Source organism: Micromonospora sp. DT48 (assembly GCF_049844495.1).
In the GTDB taxonomy this organism is placed as follows: Bacteria; Actinomycetota; Actinomycetes; order Mycobacteriales; family Micromonosporaceae; genus Micromonospora.
Window position 1 is genome coordinate 144,123 of the sequence record NZ_JBNCLE010000009.1, and the last position, 16,974, is coordinate 161,096.

Sequence of the window (16,974 nt, forward strand, 5' to 3'; positions counted from 1 at the left end):
CCACGCAGGACGGCGGCAGGGTGGGCGTCACAGATTGCGAACGGATGAACGCGATGAGTCGCCGCACGCGGTCAGCCCACCTGCACCGTACGCAGCGCTCGGGCAGCCGCCGGATCGGCACAACCGGCCAGGGCCAACGCGTCCCGCAACTCGTCGGCGAGCAGGGTCAACGCGGCACCGGCCGCCCGTCGCCCACCGACCGCCAGAGCCCAGAGCATCGGTCGACCGACCAGGGCACCGTCGGCGCCCATGGCCAGCGCGCGCAGCACGTCGACGCCGCCTCGGATCCCACTGTCCAGCAGCACCTCACACCGACCGCCGACGGCCGCGACCACCTCGGGCAGCATGGTGGCGCTGGCCGGAGCCCCGTCGAGCTGTCGACCGCCGTGGTTGGACACGACCACCGCCTGCGCGCCGACGTCGACGGCGCGCACCGCGTCGGCGGGATCGAGGATGCCCTTGACCACCAACGGCAGCTCCCACCGCTCCCGCAGCCACCGCAGGTCCGCCCAGGTCAGTGCCGGCGTGAAGGCCGCGTCGTGCGACGCGGACAGCGGGGTGACGCCCGGCGTACCGCCGTGGGCCAGGTCGTCGCGACCACCCGGCAGGTTCGCCGGGACCAACTCCGGTGGCAGCCGGAAGGCGTTGCGCAGGTCCCGCAACCGGCGGCCGAGCACCGGCACGTCCACCGTGACCACCAGGGCCCGGCAGCCGGCCGCGCGGACCCGCGCCAGCAGGTCGGAGACCACGGACCGGTGGCGTAGCCAGTACAGCTGGAACCAGACGTCGGCACCGGTCGCGGTGACCTGCTCGATCGGTGTGCTGCCGAGGACGCTGGCCAGGTAGGGCACCCCGGCCTCCCGGGCCGCCGTGGCCAGCGCGGGCTCACCGTCGGGGTGCACCAGCCGCTGGTAAGCCATCGGCGCGACCCCCACCGGCATCGCGTAGTCCCGACCGAGCAACCGGGTCCGTAGCCTCGGTGTGGTGACCCCGGTCAACACCCTCGGCAGCACACCGACCCGATCCAGGGCGCTGCGGTTGCCGCCGAGGGTGACCTCGGCGCCGCTGCCACCGTCCAGGTAGTCCCAGACATCCGGCGGCAGCACCGTCCGGGCGAGACCGGCGTAGTCGGCCAGACAGGCCGGGGGCGGACCGGACGTGATCTCCATGCGGTCCACCATCGCCGACCCGGGGCCCGGTGCGCCAGCGCGGTCCGCGCGAGGGCCGGCGGCCCGGTCGCGTTCAGCCGGTCGAGTCGACCTCGGGTGACACCGACGCCCCCGATCGCCACGACCGTCCACGGCCAGCCGACCGGTCGGCGACGGGCCGGGCCAGCGGATCGGCACCGCGCGCCGGGTCGAGGCGGGGGGCGGCGGGGGGCGACAGACCGACCGACGGCCGCCGGTCGGTCTCGCCCGGCGAGAACAGCGGTCCGGTCATGCCCTCTCCACCCCCAACGTCAATGTCACCGACGTGCGTGCGGGCCGCAGGTCACCTCGGCGAGGTACTGTCGGGAACCCTACGGCAGGCCCGGTGAACATTGCTTCATGCAAATGGATGCCCCAAAACGGGCGACTGACCGGATTGTCGCCGGGCCACCCGGCGAGGATGATCGAATCCGTGTGTCGACTGTTGGTGAACGCCGCGCCACCGAGCGTGCCGGCCGGTCAGGCCGGCACCGGGGTCTGCGCGTGGATGTGAAAACGCAGCGACCGGGCGTCGGTGAAACACTCCCGCATCGGCCGGACCAACTCGCGGTGCTCCGGGCTGCGCTCCCACGCCTCGAAGTGGGCCAGGCTGGTCCACTCACTCGTGATGAGCCACTGCTCCGGGTCGGTCGACGAGCGGCACACCTGGTCGACCAGGTGGCCCGGCACCCCCTCGGCGACCAGATGCCGGACCGCCTCGTACGCCCGGAGGAAGTCCCCGGTGCGCTCGTCGGGCACCCGGACCAGGAAGACCACCCGTGCTCGTGTCATAGCCACTCCTGTCCGGCCGGTGGCGCGCCACGCAGCACCAGCGCGCTGTTGAATCCGTCGAAGCCCCGGGCGCAAACCAACGCGATCCGGGTACGCGGGCGACGCTCGGCCCGCAGGAAGTTCAGTTCACAGCCCTCGGCCACGACATCCGGCCCGGCCGAGGCGGGCAGCGTGTCGTGGGCGAACGCGAGCAGGGCGGTGGCCACGTCCAGTGCCGACCCACCCTGGTGCGCCCGTCCGGTCAGCTCCTTGTGGGTGCTGACCGACGGTGTGCGGGCACCGAAGACGGCACGCAACGCGCTGGCCTCGGAGCGGTCGTAGCGGGGTACCCCGAGCGCGTCGGGGACCACCACGTCCACCTCGTCCGGTTCGACTCCGGCCCGCCCCAGGGCCAGCCGCATGGCGCGGGCGTACTGGTGCGGGTTCCCGGCACTGTCCGCGGTGGTGTGCGCCGCGTCGTGGGTGGTGCCCCAACCGGTCACCTCACCGTAGATCCGCGCGCCCCGGGCTCGGGCGTGGCCCGACTCCTCCACCACGAACACCGCACCCCCCTCGGCGGGCAGGTAGCCGCTGGCGGTGGCGTCGAACGGCCGGTAGGCCCGCTGTGCATCGGCCACCTCGCTGAGCAGCCCGGACCGCAGCTGGCAGGCCAGCGCGTACGGGCTCAGCGGGCACTCGGTCGCACCGGCGAGCACCACCGAGGTACCCCGCCGGACGGTCCGCACCGCGTGGGCGAGGCTGTCCAGCCCACCGGCCGACTCGGCCACCACCACCCCGCACGGGCCCTTGGCCTGGTGCCGGATGGAGAGCTGCCCGACGCTGGCCGCGTAGAACCAGGCGATCGACTGGTACGCGCCGACGGTCCGCGTCGGTGACGACCAGAGGCGTTGCAGTTCCCGCTGCCCGAACAGGTTGCCGCCGGAGGCGCTGGCCAGGGTCACCGCCCAGCCGTACGGGTCGGGGGCCTGCTCCGGCAGGCCGGCGTCGTCCAGTGCCAGCGAGGCGGCGGCGAACCCGAGGTGCGTCCACCGGTCGGTCTGCACCAGAGCCCGGTTGTCGGCGTACCGGGCCGGGTCGAAGTCCGCCACCTCGCCGCCGAACCGGGTCGGGTACCCGGAGGCGTCGAAGAGGGTGATCGGTCCGGTACGGCGGCGACCGGCGCGCACCGATCGCCAGTGCGCCTCCGCACCGACACCGGTGGGTGCCACCACCCCGATGCCGGTGACCACAGCCCGTCCGCCGGTCATGTCGTCACCGTGCCGACTGTCCGCACCCGACGCCCACTCACCGGGTCACCTCCCGGGCCAACCGGCGGAACAGCATGGCCGACTGGAAGCCGCCGAACCCGCTGCCCACCGAGAGCGCCACGTCCACCGGCACCTCCCGTGCCTCGTTGGGCACGTAGTCCAGGTCGCACTCCGGATCCCGGGTGGTCCAGTTGGCCGTCGGCGGCACCACCCCGAACTCGATGGCCAACGCGCACGCCGCCATCTCGATGGCCCCGATGGCGCCGAGCGAGTGCCCGATCATCGATTTGATGGAGCTGATCGGCACGCGGTGCGCCGCCGACCCGAGCGACCGCTTGAACGCGGCCGTCTCGTGTCGGTCGTTCTGCCGGGTGCCGGAGCCGTGGGCGCTGATGTAGGAGACGTCGTCGGGAGCCAGCCGCGCCTGCCGCAGGGCGTCGGTGATGGCCAGCCCCATCTCCAGTCCGTCGGGCCGCAGCCCGGTCATGTGGTAGCCGTTGCTGCGGCTGGCATAACCGGCCACCTCGCAGTAGACGTGTGCGCCGCGCCGCGCGGCGTGTCCCGCCTCCTCCAACACCAACACCGCCGCCCCCTCGCCCAGCACGAAGCCGTGCCGGTCGGCGTCGAAGGGGCGGGAGGCGTGTGCCGGGTCGTGGTTGTCCGGACTGGTCGCCTTGATCGCGTCGAAGGAGGCCACGGTCACCGGGGAGATGGGTGAGTCGGCGGCCCCGGCGAGCACGATGTCGGCCTCGCCGTCGGCGACGAGTTGGTGGGCGTACCCGATGGCGTCGATGCCGGAGGTGCAGCCGGTGGAGATCACCTGCGCCGGACCGTGCAGGCCGTGGCGGCACGCCACGTCGGCGGCCAGGCTGCTGGGCATCAACGCCGGATAGAGGTACGGGCCGCCGAGCGCCGCGTCGACCAACCAGTGCCGGCCGCTGTCGCTGACCGTCACGTACTCCTGTTCCAGCGCTGTGGTGCCGCCGACCGCGGTGCCGAGCACCACGCCGGAGTGGTCGCGTTCGGCGTCGGTGAGTTCCAGTCCGCTGTCGGCGATCGCCTCGGCGGCGCAGGCCAACGCGAACTGCACGTACCGGTCGGCGCGCTGCCGCTGGGCGGGGACGAGTCCGGCGGTGTCCGGGTCGAAGTCGCACTCGGCGGCGATCTGCGACCGGAACGGCGACGGGTCGAAGAAGCTGATCCGTCGGGTCGCCGTACGTCCCTCGGTGATGTTCTTCCAGAACCGGTCCCGGGTCACCCCACCGGGGGCCACCACACCGACGCCGGTGACCACGGTGCGCCGGGTGGTCATGACCCGTCCCGCTGGTCGACCAGCTCGGTGTCGACGTGGCCGAGTTCCGGGCGCGGGGCCAGCGGCCCGAGGTGGAAGACCACCTCGGCGGGTAGGTGGCCGGTGTTGCGCAGCCGGTGCCGGACGTTGCGGGCCACGAACAGCGCCTCACCGGCGGCCAGCGGCACCGGTTCGTCGTCCAGGTCGACGGTGATGGCGCCCCGGGCGACGTAGAGGAACTCCTCGCTGTACGGGTGGTAGTGCTCGGCGATCCGCTCCCCCGGCGCCATGGTGGCCACGCCCATGAACCCCGAGGTGCTGCCGACGGTACGCGGACCGAGCAGGACCCGCAGTTCGCCGCCGCGACGGCGGTCGGCGGGCACGTCCCGGGCGGCTACCAGGGTGAGCTCACTCATCGTCGGCTCCCGTCCCGGCGAGCCGTTCGAGGCGCTCCTTGATCACGGCCAGCTGTACCGCGCTGTTGGTGTTGATCCGTTCGGTCATCCCGGCGTTGTCCACCGGCGCGGTCGGCTTCATGGCGAAGTCCTGCACCCAGGTCATCCGGACCCCGCCGGGTTCCTGGGTGTAGGTCCAGTGGATCCGCATGTACTCGAACGGCCCGGTCTCCACCCGGCGCGCCCGCACCTGCCGGGTGGCCGGGTCGGCGGTGCGTTCGCTGACCCAGCTCCACGCGACGCCGTTCTCGTCGGGATGCATGGTGAGCCGGAACCGGACGGTGTCGCCGTCCCGGTCGAGGATCTCGGCGCGGGCGTACTCGGTGAACAGGTCCGGCCAGCCCGCCACGTCGTTCGTCACCCTCCAGACCAGGTCCATCGGCGCGGCGACGACGATGCTGTTCTCGGTGTGCCCGGGCGGGTCGGTCCGCCGGGCGACCAGGTCGGCCACGGCGGAGATGCTCAACTGGGCGGCCTGTTCCGGGATGCGTACCTGCCACCGGTCGGCGACAACGGCCGAGAGTTCGAGCAGGGCGAGCGAGTCCATGCCCAGTTCCTCCAGCGAGGCGGCCGGCGCTCGGGCGGCGGTGTCCGGGTCGAGTCCGCAGTTGGTGACCAGGATGTCGGTTATCTCGGCGGTCAGCGAACGCCCGTCGGTGACGGTCATCGTTTCCTCCTCGGGTTTGCGGTTTTCGGTGCGGCGAGCAGGCGGTCCACCAGCCCGGTGGAGTGCCGCCCCTTGCGGAACTCGGCGTCGTCGAGCACCCGGCGGACGAACGGGATGGTGGTCCGCATCCCGGGTCCGGAGACGTCGAACTCGCCGAGCGCGCGGTCGAGCCGGCTCAACGCCAGCTCCCGGTCCGGGGCCCAGACCGCGACCTTCGCCAGCAGCGAGTCGTAGTGCGGCCCGACCAGGTAGCCGGCGTGGCCGTGGGTGTCGACCCGGGTGAACGGCCCGCCGGGCGGCACGAACCGGTCCAGGCGGCCGGGCGTCGGGGTGAACCCCCGCTCCGGGTCCTCCACGTTGACCCGGCACTCGATGGCCACCCCGGAGAACCGGACGTCCTCCTGACGCCAGCGCAGCGGGGTGCCGGCGGCGACGTGCAACTGCTCGTGCACCAGGTCGATGCCGCTGATCATCTCGGTGACCGGGTGTTCCACCTGGATCCGGCAGTTGATCTCCAGGAAGTGGAACCGTTCCTCGGCGTCGACCAGGAACTCCACCGTCCCCGCACCGGTGAACCCGACGTCGAGCGCGCCACGCAGGGCGGTCTCGGCGATGGCGTCCAGCGTCGCCGGGGGCAACGCCGGAGCGGGCGCCTCCTCGACCAGCTTCTGGTGCCGCCGCTGCACCGAGCAGTCCCGGGTGCCCAGGTGCACACCGTTGCCGTGCGCGTCGCAGAGCAGTTGGACCTCGACGTGGCGGGCGTCGGTCAGGTAACGCTCGACGTACACCCGGTCGTCACCGAACGCGACCTGGGCGGCGGCGCGGGTGCGGGCGTACGCCCGGGGCAGGTCCGCCGGGGTGCGGACCACGGCCATGCCCCGCCCGCCTCCCCCGGCGGCGGCCTTGATGATGACCGGGTAGCCCACCTCGGCGGCGATGGCGGCGGCCTCGCCGGCGGTCGGTACCGGCTGCACGGCGCCCGGGGCCAGCGGCAGACCGGCCCGGCTCATCAACGCACGGGCGGAGGACTTGTCGGCCAGGGTGGACATCACGTGTGGTGGCGGGCCGACGAAGGTCAGCCCGTTGTCCGCGCAGATCTCGGCGAAGTCGGCGTCCTCGGAGAGGAAGCCGTACCCCGGGTGCACCGCCTCGGCGCCGACCTTGCGGGCGGCCTCCACCACCGCGGCGGCGTTGAGGTAGCTGCGCCGGCTGGCCGAGGGGCCGATCCGGACGGCCTCGTCGGCCAGCCGCACCGCCGCCGAGTCGGCGTCCGCCGTGGAGTAGACCACGGCGGTACGGATGCCCAGTTCCCGGCACGCGCGCAGGATGCGCAGCGCGATCTCGCCCCGGTTGGCGATCAGCACCTTGGAGAACATCGACAGCCCGCTCTCAGACCGGGTCCAGGGCGACCAGTGGCTGGTCGTACTCCACGGGTTGTCCGTCGGCGACCAGCACCTCGACCACCCGGCCGGGTCGGTCGGCGGCGATCTCGTTCATCAGCTTCATCGCCTCGACGATGCCGACGACCTGCCCGGGTCGGACCAGGTCGCCGACGGCCACGAAGGGCGCGGCACCGGGCTGCGGCGACCGGTAGAAGGTGCCGACCATCGGCGAGCGCACGCTGATGCGGGGCGCGGGTGCCGGCAGCGGTGCCGCCACGGCGGAATCGGTCGGTGACCGTGGCGCGGGAGCCGTGGCGTCGGCCGGGCGCGACGGCAGGTCCGGTCCGGTCGGTCGGTCCCACTCCACCTCCAGTTCGGCGTCGCCGAGGCGCAGCCGCAGCCGGCGGACCGGAGCGGCCAGTTCGGCGATGAACTCGCGGGCCTGTCGGCGCAGCTCGACCAGGGCGGGGTCGGTGTCGACGCACCGATCGGGTTCCGGACCGACGACCGTGGGCGCGGCCTTCACCGGGCACCCGCCGAGGCAGCGGAACGGGCGGCACCGAAGCGGCGGAAGCGCCGCCGCCGCCGTTGGACGAGGGTTTCCGTCGGCACCTCCAGCAGCGGCAGCAGGTTCGCCAGCAGCGCCTGGCGGACGGCCTGCGCGGTCGCCTCGGGGTCGTCGGCGGCCGAGCCGTCCGGCTCGGGGACGACCTCGTCGACGACCCCGAGCCGGCACAGATCCGGCGCGGTCAACCGCAGGGCCCGGGCGGCCTGCGGGGCGGCGGTACGACCGGGCCAGAGAATCGCGGCGCAGCCCTCCGGGCTGATCACCGAGTAGACCGCGTGCTGGAGCATCAACACCCGGTCGGCCACCGCCAGGGCGAGCGCGCCGCCGCTGCCGCCCTCCCCGGTCACCACGGTCACCACCGGCGTGGGCAGCATGCTCAGGGTCAGGATGTTCTCCGCGATGGCCGCCGCCTGTCCGTGCTCCTCCGCCGCCACGCCCGGATCGGCGCCCGGGGTGTCGACCAGGGTCACCACCGGCAGCCCGAGCCGGGCCGCCAGCCGCATCAGCCGCAACGCCTTGCGATGCCCCGCCGGGGTGGCCATACCGAAGTTGCGGGCCGCCAGCTCGGCGGTGGTGTGTCCCTTCTGGTGGCCGACCACCATCACCGACCGGCCGTCGAGCCGGGCCAGTCCGCCGACCACCGCCGGGCAGTCGCCGCCGAGCCGGTCGCCGTGCAGTTCGGTGAAGCCGTCGAAGCAGGTCTCCAGGTAGTCCAGGGTGGTCGGGCGGCCGGGGTGGCGGGCCAGGCGTACCGTCTCCCAGGCGTCGCGGGCCGGTGCCCGGGTCGCCTCGACCGGCCGGGCCACCGTGGTCGGTGGGGCGGGTGTTCCGGACCGTCTCGTGGCGCGCCGGCCGGTGCCCGCCATCGCGAGCAGCGTCGCCAGTCGGGCACGCAGCGCGTGCCGCGGCACCACCATGTCGACCTGACCGTGTCGCAGTAGGAACTCGGCGGTCTGGAATCCCTCCGGCAGGCTCCGGCCGGTCACCTGCCGGATCACCCGGGGCCCGGCGAAGCCCATCCGGGCGCCGCTCTCGGCGAGGACCAGGTCGGCGCTGGTGGCGAAGGAGGCCGCCACGCCACCGTAGGTGGGATCGGTCAGCACGCTGACGGTGAGCAGCCCGACCTCGCGCAGCGCGGCCATCGCCTGGCTGACCGTGGCCATCTGCATCAACGACAGGGCACCCTCCTGCATCCGGGCACCACCGGAGGCGGTGACCAGGACCAGCGGCACACCGGCGTCCAGCGCCTGCTCGGCGGTACGGGTGATCAGCTCGCCGACGGCGCAGCCCAGGCTGCCGCCGAGGAACCGGAAGTCCATCACCGCGAGCGCGCAGCGCGACCCGGCCACCGTGGCGGTGCCGCAGAGCACCGCCTCCGGCAGACCGGTGTCGGCACGGGCGGCGCTGAGCCGGTGCGGGTACGGCAGGACGTCGACGAACCCGATCGGGTCCACCTCGACGGCGCGGTCCGGCAGCGGCTGGAACGACCCAGGGTCGACAAGTTGGCTGACCCGCTCGGGCGCGGAGAGTCGGGCGTGCAGGCCGCACTCCGGGCAGACGTCGAGGTTCCGGCGCAGCCGCTTGCGGTAGAGCAGCGCGGCGCAGCCGCCGCACCGGGACCACAGGGTCTCGCCCGACGGCGCGGTGGCCGTCACGGCCGACCCCCGTCGAATCGGTAGAAGCAGCGTGCCATGGCGTCCCGGGGCGAACGCCACTGCGGCAGGTACGGCGAGATGTAGCGGCTCAGCTCGCCACTGACCCTGACGAACTCGGGGTGCTCCCGAACCGCCTCCACGGCACCATCACCGGCCGAGTCGGTCTCGATGAGGTGCACGTACAGGTCGTGCAGGCGGTACAGCGACCGATGCCGGACCCCCACCAGGCGGGGCAGTTCGGTCGTGTCGGATTCGGCGAAGATCTCGGCGACCGCCGACTCGGCGGCGGGGTCCACCTTCGCGACGATCAGCGTTCGGTCCATGCTGGTACTCCCCCCCCCATGGGGTCGGTGGCGACGCCACCGGATGTGCCCGGACGGCTGTCGCCCACGATGCGGAGCACCGCGTCACCCGGGCGTCACCGACACCTTCGGAAAGACCTAGGGTTGGTGACGCTGAGTTGACGCAATCTGTGGTTCAGCTGAGCGATCACGACCAGCATGATCCACACGATTGTCCAGTTCAGAGGCGGTCTCACAAGAGTCGGACGGGTTGCATTGCCGACAACGTTGTTGACCCAGAGTAACTGCGATTGATAATCTTCGCGGCGGTCAGACCCGGCACCGCGCCCCGTGTGCGGCGGCCCAGCGAGTCGACAGTGGCGTCACGGCGGCCACACCGGGAGCCGGCCGAGACACGCAACCGACGCGTTCCGCAGGGGGTGCCGCCGTGGCCGCTGTTCCGTCCACGCCCACCACCAGCCCACGTCCCGACGCCGACATCCGGTTACACCTGCTCGGCGGGTTCCGTCTGACGCACGGCGACACCCCGGTGGTGGTGCCGCGCGGCCTGCAACGGATCATCGCGCTGATCGGGCTGCGGCCGGGCGCCACCCGTACCCACCTCGCGGGCCTGCTCTGGCCGGAGGCGACCGAGGAACGGGCACTGTCCTCACTGCGGACCGCGCTGTGGCGGCTGCGCCAGGATCCCTACTGCCCGCTGACCACCGCCGCCGACACCGTCCGCCTCGACCCGGCGGTCCGGGTCGACGTCGACCTGCTCGTCGACACCGCCGCCCGGGTGCGGGACGGTCACCCTCCGGACGACGCCGCGGAGGCCATCGCCGCCGGTCGACACGACCTGCTGCCCGGCTGGTACGACGACTGGGTGCTGGCCGACCGGGAACGGCTGCGCCAACTCCGGCTGCACATGCTGGAACAGGTCGCCGGTCAACACCTGGCCGCCGGACGGCACGGCGAGGCGCTGGAGGCGGCGCTGGAGGCGATGGCCGCCGAGCCCCTGCGCGAGACACCGCACCGACTGGTCGTCCGCATCCACCTCGCCGAGGGCAACGCCTTCGAGGCGGTGCACGCCTACTACGTCTACCGGGACCTGCTGCTGCGGGAGCTGCGGCTGGAGCCGTCGCCCGCGATGAGCGCGCTGCTCGCCGAGACCCTCGATCCGATCCGCCGGGCCAGCCGCCCGACCGGCGGCCCACACCGTCACCTGGTCACCCGCACACCGTCGCAGGACCGGTGACGACGCGTCACCGTGGCGCTCCCGGTCGTTGACGGAGAGGTGACTGCGCGGGCGACAAGGTGGGGAAACAGCCGGCCCGAGACCCGGTGTCCGTCCGGGCCGAACCCACCGGTGAGAGGGATCCGATGAGCCGTCTAGTCATCGTCAGCAGAATCATCCCGGGCGCGGAGGGGCGCGTGGCGCAGATCTTCGCCGAGTCCGACGAGACCGAGCTGCCCAGTCTGACCGGGGTACGCCACCGCTCCCTGTACTGCCTGCACGACCTGTGCGTACACCTCATGGAGACCGACGACGTCGGCGCGGACGCCCTCGCGGCGGCCCGTAACCATCCGTTGTTCCAACAGGTCAACGAGCGCCTGTCGGCACACACCTCGCCGTACCTGCCCACCTGGCGCTCACCACGCGACGCGATCGCCAACTGCTTCTACCGCTGGGACGGCGCGGACGTTCCGGCACCGCGCGTGGCCGGCTGACCGGGCCGGCACATGGCACCCCGAGCACCGCACGTCCTGGTCATCGGCGCGGGCACCGGTGGCCTCTGCCTGGCGCACGGGTTGCGCCGGGCCGGCATCAGCGTCGACGTCTACGAGCGACACCGGAGCAGGGGCGAGGGACTACTCGGCTACCGGGTGGGCATCGGTCCCACCGGCAGTCGGGCCCTGCGTGACTGTCTGCCGCCGGAGCTCTTCGAGATCTACCTGGCCACCTGCGCCCGCTCGCCCCGCTACTTCAACGTGCTCAGCGAGAAGATGCGCCACACGGCGTCCTTCCCGCTGCGGCCGGACACCCACCCGGTCGACACGGAACGGTCCGTCGCCCGGATGACGCTGCGCCAGGTGTTGCTGACCGGCCTGGAGGACGTGGTGCACTTCGACCGCACCTTCACCCGGTACGACCAGCACGACGACGGCACGGTCACCGCGCACTTCGCCGACGGCACGACCGCCACCGGTGACTTGCTCGTGGCGGCGGACGGTACCCACTCGGCGGTGCGGCGTCAGTATCTGCCGCACGCCGTCATCCGCGACGCCGGCACCATCAACATCGCCACCCGGGTACCGCTCACCGAGCACACCCGGTCCCTGCTGCCGGAGACCGTGCAGCGGGGCATCTCGCTGATCTTCGGCACCGGCGGGGTGATGGGGGTGCTGCACGTGATGGAGTTCAAGTGGGACCGCGACGGACGTCTCAAGCCGGAGGTCAGCTCGGCCGACGCGAAACTGCTCGCCGACTGGCCGGGGCTGGGCCACGACCCCACCCGCGACAACATCAACCTGGTGGTGTGGAGCACCGCCCGTCGGTTCCCGTCGGACGTGATGAGTCGCCGGGGTACGGAGTTGCTCCGGGTGGCCCTGGACCTGACCGCCAACTGGCACCCTCACCTGCGACAACTGCTCAGCCTGGCGGACCCGGACAGCGCCCTGCCGATCCGGGTGTCCACCTCGGAGCCGGTGCCACCCTGGAAGAGCAGTACGGTCACCCTCCTCGGCGACGCGATCCACACCATGACGCCGGGGCGGGGCGTGGGCGCCAACACCGCGTTGCGCGACGCGAACCTGCTGCGGCGGCAACTGATCCTCGCCACCACCGGTGAGAAGACCCTGGTGCAGGCGGTGGCCGACTACGAGGCGGCGATGGTGCCCTACGGCTTCGCCCGGGTCGCCGACTCGCTCGGGCGCAGCGGGACCAGCGGCGACGACCGCATGTACCAACCGGTGTTCGGGCGGCTCGCGCTCCTCGGTGCCAGAGGATACTTCCGGGTCACCAGTCGGGTCCCCCGGCTGCGACGCAAGTTCGTCGACGACTTCTACACCTACCGAGGCGAGCAGGACTGATCCCGATCACAGCCCCGGCACCCGCGACGGTGCCGGGGCTGCGGCGTGTCCAGCCGCGACTCCCGCCGACCGCACGGTGTGTCCAGGGTCGGCCACCTGCCGTAGCCCCCACGCGTCCGGTACGGACTGTTACCCGGCCTGCCTGTCGCCCCGGCCGCGCGTGTGCGAAGCTGCGGCGAGTTTTTCTCGCGACGAATCCGGACGTGAACCTCAGGGAGGGTTACCGTGGGCGAGTCCTTCGGGAACTGGCTGATACTGCTCGTGGCGCTGCTGGCAGGGCTGGCGGTGGGCTGGATGCTGCTGCGCCGGCGGACGGAACCACCCGCGTCGGCGAGCGGCGCGACCACCAGCGACACCACTGCGGCGGCCGAGGCCGACACCGCCGCGACCGAACCGACCGTAACCGAACAGCCGACGACCGGTGAGCCCGTCGAAGCACCCACGGCTGATGTCCAACCGGCACCGGCCCTCGACCAGCCGTCGGCGGACACGACCGCGCAGCCGGACCTCACGGAGGCCACGGCGGTCTCCGCCGCGACCGAGCCGACCACCAGCGCACCGACCGAGCCCGCCACGGCGGAGGCCGAGCCCGCCGCGGCGGAGGCCGAGCCCGCCGCCGTGGCTGAGCCGGTGGCGGCAGCCGAGCCCGCCGTGGTGGTGGCCGAGCCCGTGGTGGTGGCCGAGCCCGTGGCGGTGGCCGAGCCGGCCACGGCGACTGCGGCGGCCGGCACCGATGTCGACGACTTCCGCAAGATCCAGGGGGTCGGGCCGAAGATGGCGGCGGCGCTGCACGGCGCGGGGATCCGGACCTACCGGCAGTTGGCCGAACTGGACGAGGCGGCGCTGCGCGCGACCATCAAGAGCGCCGGGCTGCGCGCCACGGCCAGCTTGGTCACCTGGCCCCAGCAGGCGAAGGTGCTGGCCGCCCAGGCCGACGCCGAGGGCTGACACCCGACCGGCCGGCGTGGGGCTCGCGAAGCCCGCGTCGGCCGGTACGTCTTTCCGGTGATCGGCGGCGGTCAGGGCACGCACCGACGAACGCACGGTTACGGTCAGTACGCCGGCCGTGCCGGTCCGCCGAACTGTCGCCGGTTGCCGGGAGCCGTCCGTGTCGTTCGCCCAGCAGCAACCCGGCGGCCCACGGCGACCCCCCACCCGTGGCCCGTCCACCCCACGCCGGGTCACCCTCCTCGAACTCTTCTTCGACCTGGTCTACGTCGTCGCGTTGGCGCTCATCTCGCGCGACCTGGCCGGCGAGATCACCTGGTACCAGGCCGGGCAGGGGCTGATCCTGTTGGCCGCCGTCTGGTGGACCTGGACCCTCACCTCTCTGGTCGCCGACCTGTACGACCCTGACCGCGTCGAGATCAAGGTGCTGCTCGTCGCGGCGATGTTCGGCGTGCTGATGATGAGCACCGCGATCCCCAAGGCGTTCGGCGACCGGGGGTTGATCTTCGCCGGCTCGTACGTCGTCATCCACCTCGGACGCGGGCTGATCCTCGTGCCGACGCTGCGCGACGACCCGGTCATCCAGCGCCGGGCGATCCGGGTCCTCTGCTGGTTCGCCCTCTCCGCGGTGCCCTGGATCGCCGGTGCGTTCGCCTCGGACGACATCCGGATGGCGCTGTGGCTGCTCGCCGTCGGCATCGACTATCTGGGGCTCCGGCTGGCCTATCCGGTGCCCGGGATCGGCACCGTTCCCGGCAGCCAACTGCGAGTGATCGCCGAACATCTCGCCGAGCGGTACCAGCAGTTCTACACCATCGCCCTCGGCGACCTGATCCTGGTCACCGGCATGGCCTACAGCCGGGAGCACGCGCATGCCGAGAACACCGTCGCGCTCCTGCTCGCCTTCGTCACCACCCTGTTGCTGTGGCGGATCTACGTGCACAAGTCCGGGGAAATGTTGCCGCTCGCCCTGCGGCTGTCGAGGGATTCGGCCCGGTTCCTCAACACCGCCCCGTACAGCCATCTGCTGATGGTGGCCGGGGTGGTCACCACCGCGGCGGGCTTCGAACTGGTGCTGCACGATTTGCCCACGCCGACCCCGGCCGCCTGGGCGGCGGTCATCCTGGGCGGTCCCGCGCTGTTCCTGACCGGCCGCGCCTTCTTCGAGTACGAGGTGTTCAACCGGGTGTCGCCGTCGCGGCCGGTCGGCGTGCTGGCCCTGTCGACTGTCGCGCCGGCGGTGCTGTTCCTGCCCACACTGGCCGCGTCGCTCGCCGCCATGCTGGTGCTCGCCGCAGTGGCGCTCGCCGATCTGCGCCGCACCCTCGGTCGGCCGCCCGAGCTGCCCACACCGCCGTAGGCCACGCCGTCCTCCGTTAGCCGCTCGGCGCGGCTGGGTACAAAGCCCACACCTTGCAACCCACCCCCGAATCGTGGAGGAAACCATGCGCGGCACGTCGATATTCGGAGTCCTCGTGGTGATCTGGCTCGTCATCGGCGCCGTCGCCGCCGGTCAGCGCGGCTACTACAGCGACGATGAGGCCAACTGCGCCGAGGTCGGTACGATCCTGGTGACCATCGCCGCCGGCCCCCTGAACTACGTCGGCGCCAACCCGAAGGTCGACTGCGAGCTGCCCCAGCCGTCTCAGTGACCCCCCGGCAAACCGGGCCCGTGTCGAGTCGGACACGGGCCTCGGTCGTCCCGGGAGGTCGTACGCGTAGGGGGCACGTCCGGCCACTCCGCTCGGTTCGCGGACGACGGCCGGACGCGCCCCTGGCACGGTGAGGCGGTCAGCGGAAGCAGTGCGCCACCGGCACCTTGCTGCCCTCGCAGTTGGTCGGGTTGTTCTCGACGACGATGCTCTCGTCATCGATCTTGACCTGGGCCCGCTCGGCCTGGATCCCGCCGGCCTTCAGCGTGGACGTGTTGCCGACGACGTGACTGCGGTAGAGCGAGGTCGAGCCCGCCGTCACGAACAGCCCCGCTCCCTGCGACCGCTTGCCGACCGCGGCGTTGCCCTTGACGGCGCTGCCGCGCACGAGCAGGTTCGACTTCTCGGAGTGGATACCGCCACCGTTGCCGCGCGTGGTGTTACCGCTGACCACGCTGTCGTCCAACGGCAGCAGACCCTGGGTGGTGGAGATACCGCCGCCCTTGAGGGTGGCGATGTTGTCGCGGACCGTCAGCTGCCGCAGTACCAGCACCGCGTCCGAGTTGGCCAGACCACCGCCGACCTCGGCGCTGTTCTGCGCCACCAGTGTGTCGAAGACCTTGGTCCGGGCGGAGAAGCTGGCCATCCCACCGCCCTGCCCGGCGTTGTTCTGCACGAAGGCCGAGGAGTAGACGTCGCCGGCGGCCCGGAAGTTGGCCAGGCCACCGCCGTAGCTGACCGCGCTGTTGTGCCGGAACTCGGTGCGGTGCATGACCATCACACCACCGTTGAGCAGGCCCCCGCCCTTGCCCTGGGTGCCCGCGGCCCGGTTACCGATCAGCTTGCTGTCGCTGATCTGGAGATTCCCGTCGTTGAAGATGCCACCGCCACCGCCCTCGGCGGACAGCGAGGTGCTGCCGAGAACGGTGACCCGCTCGACGACCGCCGTGGCACCGTGCACGATGTGGATGCTGCCACCCTCCGCCGCCGAGCGACCGTTACGCAGGGTCACGTCCCGCAGGGTCAACTCGCCGCCGTCACGGACGGTGAAGAAGCGGAAGTCGGGGCTGTCGACTCCCCGGACGATGGTCGCGCCGGAGCCCTCGATGGTGATCCGGTGGTAGATCACCGGCAGGCCGGCCTTGTCGTCGGCGGGGTTGCGCGGCGGCGCCTCGGCGTCACCGGGGTTCTCGGCGGCGTCGGCGGCCTCCCGCGCGTCGCGGATGCCGCCGTCGTACTCGTCGGGCTGCGCGAACGCGTGGGTCAAGGTGTAGGTGCACTTCTCCGCGAGCCGCAGCGTGGCGCCACCCTCGGCGTTCGCTCGCACCAGCGCCGCGATGAGCCGGGCGGAGTCACAGGGCACCGGCACCACCGTGTCGTCCCGCGCGCGTCCCTGGTGACCACTCGGCCGGTCGGCCGCCCCGTCGCGGTCCGGATTCGTGCCCGGGTCGTGCCGCCACTGCGGGCGCTGCTGGTCCTTCCCTCGCGGTGACTCGTCGACTCCTGGCACGTCGTGCTGAAACATGGCTACAGGCTGGCCCGGGTTCGGCGCCGCCGGGTCACGGTCGGCGGCCGAGGCGGTGACGGCGGACAAGCCCGCCGCTCCGGCCACCAGGCTGCCCGCCACCAGGCCACCGGCCAGCAACCACCGGAACCGCCGACCGGGTCGTGCTGACCCGCGGCCCCCTTCGTACGTGGACATCAGCGTTCCTGCCTCTCGTGCGTGCGCAAAACACGGCCGCACCGAATCGGGCGC

At 72.4% G+C, this 16,974-nt stretch carries 18 protein-coding genes; 6 read left to right on the forward strand and 12 right to left on the reverse strand.

The window, feature by feature from the left end:
• Positions 1–71: 71 nt before the first annotated feature.
• The 11 genes from ACLQ2S_RS12740 to ACLQ2S_RS12790 form a co-directional block, all read right to left on the reverse strand.
• Entirely contained in the window at positions 72–1,169 is a 1,098-nt protein-coding gene (locus tag ACLQ2S_RS12740) for an alpha-hydroxy acid oxidase (protein ID WP_425701731.1), read from the reverse strand.
• A 73-nt stretch (positions 1,170–1,242) separates the two neighbouring features.
• Complete coding sequence (locus ACLQ2S_RS12745; protein WP_425701732.1) at positions 1,243–1,440, reverse strand: hypothetical protein; 198 nt, start codon at positions 1,438–1,440, stop codon at positions 1,243–1,245.
• A gap of 227 nt (positions 1,441–1,667) precedes the next feature.
• Positions 1,668–1,979 carry an antibiotic biosynthesis monooxygenase family protein gene (locus tag ACLQ2S_RS12750; RefSeq protein WP_155220238.1) on the reverse strand — a complete coding sequence of 104 codons (312 nt, stop codon included), beginning with the start codon at positions 1,977–1,979 and terminating at the stop codon, positions 1,668–1,670.
• Complete coding sequence (locus ACLQ2S_RS12755; RefSeq protein WP_425701733.1) at positions 1,976–3,226, reverse strand: beta-ketoacyl synthase N-terminal-like domain-containing protein; 1,251 nt, start codon at positions 3,224–3,226, stop codon at positions 1,976–1,978. The genes ACLQ2S_RS12750 and ACLQ2S_RS12755 overlap by 4 nt, the downstream gene beginning before the upstream one ends.
• 37 nt (positions 3,227–3,263) lie before the next feature.
• Positions 3,264–4,538, reverse strand: coding sequence for a beta-ketoacyl-[acyl-carrier-protein] synthase family protein (locus ACLQ2S_RS12760; protein ID WP_425701734.1), 1,275 nt, complete (start codon positions 4,536–4,538; stop codon positions 3,264–3,266).
• A complete protein-coding gene (locus ACLQ2S_RS12765; RefSeq protein WP_155220232.1) occupies positions 4,535–4,933 on the reverse strand; it encodes a cupin domain-containing protein in 399 nt (132 codons plus the stop codon). Before ACLQ2S_RS12765 ends, ACLQ2S_RS12760 begins: the two co-directional genes overlap by 4 nt.
• Entirely contained in the window at positions 4,926–5,639 is a 714-nt protein-coding gene (locus tag ACLQ2S_RS12770) for an SRPBCC family protein (protein ID WP_155220230.1), read from the reverse strand. Before ACLQ2S_RS12770 ends, ACLQ2S_RS12765 begins: the two co-directional genes overlap by 8 nt.
• On the reverse strand, positions 5,636–7,015 hold the full coding sequence (locus ACLQ2S_RS12775; protein ID WP_425701735.1) for an acetyl-CoA carboxylase biotin carboxylase subunit: 1,380 nt from the start codon (positions 7,013–7,015) through the stop codon (positions 5,636–5,638). Before ACLQ2S_RS12775 ends, ACLQ2S_RS12770 begins: the two co-directional genes overlap by 4 nt.
• A 13-nt stretch (positions 7,016–7,028) precedes the next feature.
• Positions 7,029–7,547 (reverse strand): acetyl-CoA carboxylase biotin carboxyl carrier protein, encoded by a 519-nt coding sequence (gene accB, locus ACLQ2S_RS12780; RefSeq protein ID WP_309223561.1) that lies wholly within the window; start codon positions 7,545–7,547, stop codon positions 7,029–7,031.
• Positions 7,544–9,244 (reverse strand): acetyl-CoA carboxylase carboxyltransferase subunit alpha, encoded by a 1,701-nt coding sequence (locus ACLQ2S_RS12785; RefSeq protein ID WP_309223560.1) that lies wholly within the window; start codon positions 9,242–9,244, stop codon positions 7,544–7,546. Before ACLQ2S_RS12785 ends, accB begins: the two co-directional genes overlap by 4 nt.
• Positions 9,241–9,567: a TcmI family type II polyketide cyclase gene (locus tag ACLQ2S_RS12790; RefSeq protein ID WP_155220225.1), complete on the reverse strand. Its 327-nt coding sequence runs from the start codon at positions 9,565–9,567 to the stop codon at positions 9,241–9,243. Before ACLQ2S_RS12790 ends, ACLQ2S_RS12785 begins: the two co-directional genes overlap by 4 nt.
• A gap of 406 nt (positions 9,568–9,973) precedes the next feature.
• Between ACLQ2S_RS12790 and ACLQ2S_RS12795 the strand changes: the two genes are divergently transcribed.
• The 6 genes from ACLQ2S_RS12795 to ACLQ2S_RS12820 all read left to right on the forward strand — a co-directional run bounded on the left by ACLQ2S_RS12795 (position 9,974) and on the right by ACLQ2S_RS12820 (position 15,218).
• Positions 9,974–10,783: an AfsR/SARP family transcriptional regulator gene (locus tag ACLQ2S_RS12795; protein ID WP_309223559.1), complete on the forward strand. Its 810-nt coding sequence runs from the start codon at positions 9,974–9,976 to the stop codon at positions 10,781–10,783.
• A gap of 125 nt (positions 10,784–10,908) precedes the next feature.
• Entirely contained in the window at positions 10,909–11,256 is a 348-nt protein-coding gene (locus tag ACLQ2S_RS12800) for a TcmI family type II polyketide cyclase (protein ID WP_155220223.1), read from the forward strand.
• Positions 11,257–11,268: 12 nt separating this feature from the next.
• Positions 11,269–12,618, forward strand: a complete 1,350-nt coding sequence (locus tag ACLQ2S_RS12805; RefSeq protein WP_155220221.1) for an FAD-dependent oxidoreductase — start codon at positions 11,269–11,271, stop codon at positions 12,616–12,618.
• Between the two features lie 225 nt (positions 12,619–12,843).
• Positions 12,844–13,566 (forward strand): helix-hairpin-helix domain-containing protein, encoded by a 723-nt coding sequence (locus ACLQ2S_RS12810; protein ID WP_425701736.1) that lies wholly within the window; start codon positions 12,844–12,846, stop codon positions 13,564–13,566.
• 160 nt (positions 13,567–13,726) lie between these two features.
• Positions 13,727–14,926 carry a low temperature requirement protein A gene (locus ACLQ2S_RS12815; RefSeq protein ID WP_309223557.1) on the forward strand — a complete coding sequence of 400 codons (1,200 nt, stop codon included), beginning with the start codon at positions 13,727–13,729 and terminating at the stop codon, positions 14,924–14,926.
• 85 nt (positions 14,927–15,011) lie between these two features.
• Positions 15,012–15,218, forward strand: a complete 207-nt coding sequence (locus ACLQ2S_RS12820; RefSeq protein ID WP_155220219.1) for a hypothetical protein — start codon at positions 15,012–15,014, stop codon at positions 15,216–15,218.
• 139 nt (positions 15,219–15,357) lie between these two features.
• On the opposite strand, the gene ACLQ2S_RS12825 is transcribed toward ACLQ2S_RS12820, so the two are convergent.
• Entirely contained in the window at positions 15,358–16,920 is a 1,563-nt protein-coding gene (locus ACLQ2S_RS12825) for a hypothetical protein (RefSeq protein ID WP_425701737.1), read from the reverse strand.
• Positions 16,921–16,974 lie beyond the last annotated feature (54 nt).

Bases quoted from the DNA above. Each gene is read 5' to 3' on its own strand.
- ACLQ2S_RS12820 (WP_155220219.1), top strand. From the start codon at position 15,012: ATGCGCGGCACGTCGATATTCGGAGTCCTCGTGGTGATCTGGCTCGTC.
- ACLQ2S_RS12745 (WP_425701732.1), bottom strand. From the start codon at position 1,440: ATGACCGGACCGCTGTTCTCGCCGGGCGAGACCGACCGGCGGCCGTCG.
- ACLQ2S_RS12790 (WP_155220225.1), bottom strand. From the start codon at position 9,567: ATGGACCGAACGCTGATCGTCGCGAAGGTGGACCCCGCCGCCGAGTCG.
- ACLQ2S_RS12825 (WP_425701737.1), bottom strand. From the start codon at position 16,920: ATGTCCACGTACGAAGGGGGCCGCGGGTCAGCACGACCCGGTCGGCGG.
- ACLQ2S_RS12760 (WP_425701734.1), bottom strand. From the start codon at position 4,538: ATGACCACCCGGCGCACCGTGGTCACCGGCGTCGGTGTGGTGGCCCCC.
- ACLQ2S_RS12750 (WP_155220238.1), bottom strand. From the start codon at position 1,979: ATGACACGAGCACGGGTGGTCTTCCTGGTCCGGGTGCCCGACGAGCGC.
- ACLQ2S_RS12775 (WP_425701735.1), bottom strand. From the start codon at position 7,015: ATGTTCTCCAAGGTGCTGATCGCCAACCGGGGCGAGATCGCGCTGCGC.
- ACLQ2S_RS12755 (WP_425701733.1), bottom strand. From the start codon at position 3,226: ATGACCGGCGGACGGGCTGTGGTCACCGGCATCGGGGTGGTGGCACCC.
- ACLQ2S_RS12765 (WP_155220232.1), bottom strand. From the start codon at position 4,933: ATGAGTGAGCTCACCCTGGTAGCCGCCCGGGACGTGCCCGCCGACCGC.
- ACLQ2S_RS12800 (WP_155220223.1), top strand. From the start codon at position 10,909: ATGAGCCGTCTAGTCATCGTCAGCAGAATCATCCCGGGCGCGGAGGGG.
- ACLQ2S_RS12740 (WP_425701731.1), bottom strand. From the start codon at position 1,169: ATGGAGATCACGTCCGGTCCGCCCCCGGCCTGTCTGGCCGACTACGCC.
- ACLQ2S_RS12770 (WP_155220230.1), bottom strand. From the start codon at position 5,639: ATGACCGTCACCGACGGGCGTTCGCTGACCGCCGAGATAACCGACATC.
- ACLQ2S_RS12805 (WP_155220221.1), top strand. From the start codon at position 11,269: ATGGCACCCCGAGCACCGCACGTCCTGGTCATCGGCGCGGGCACCGGT.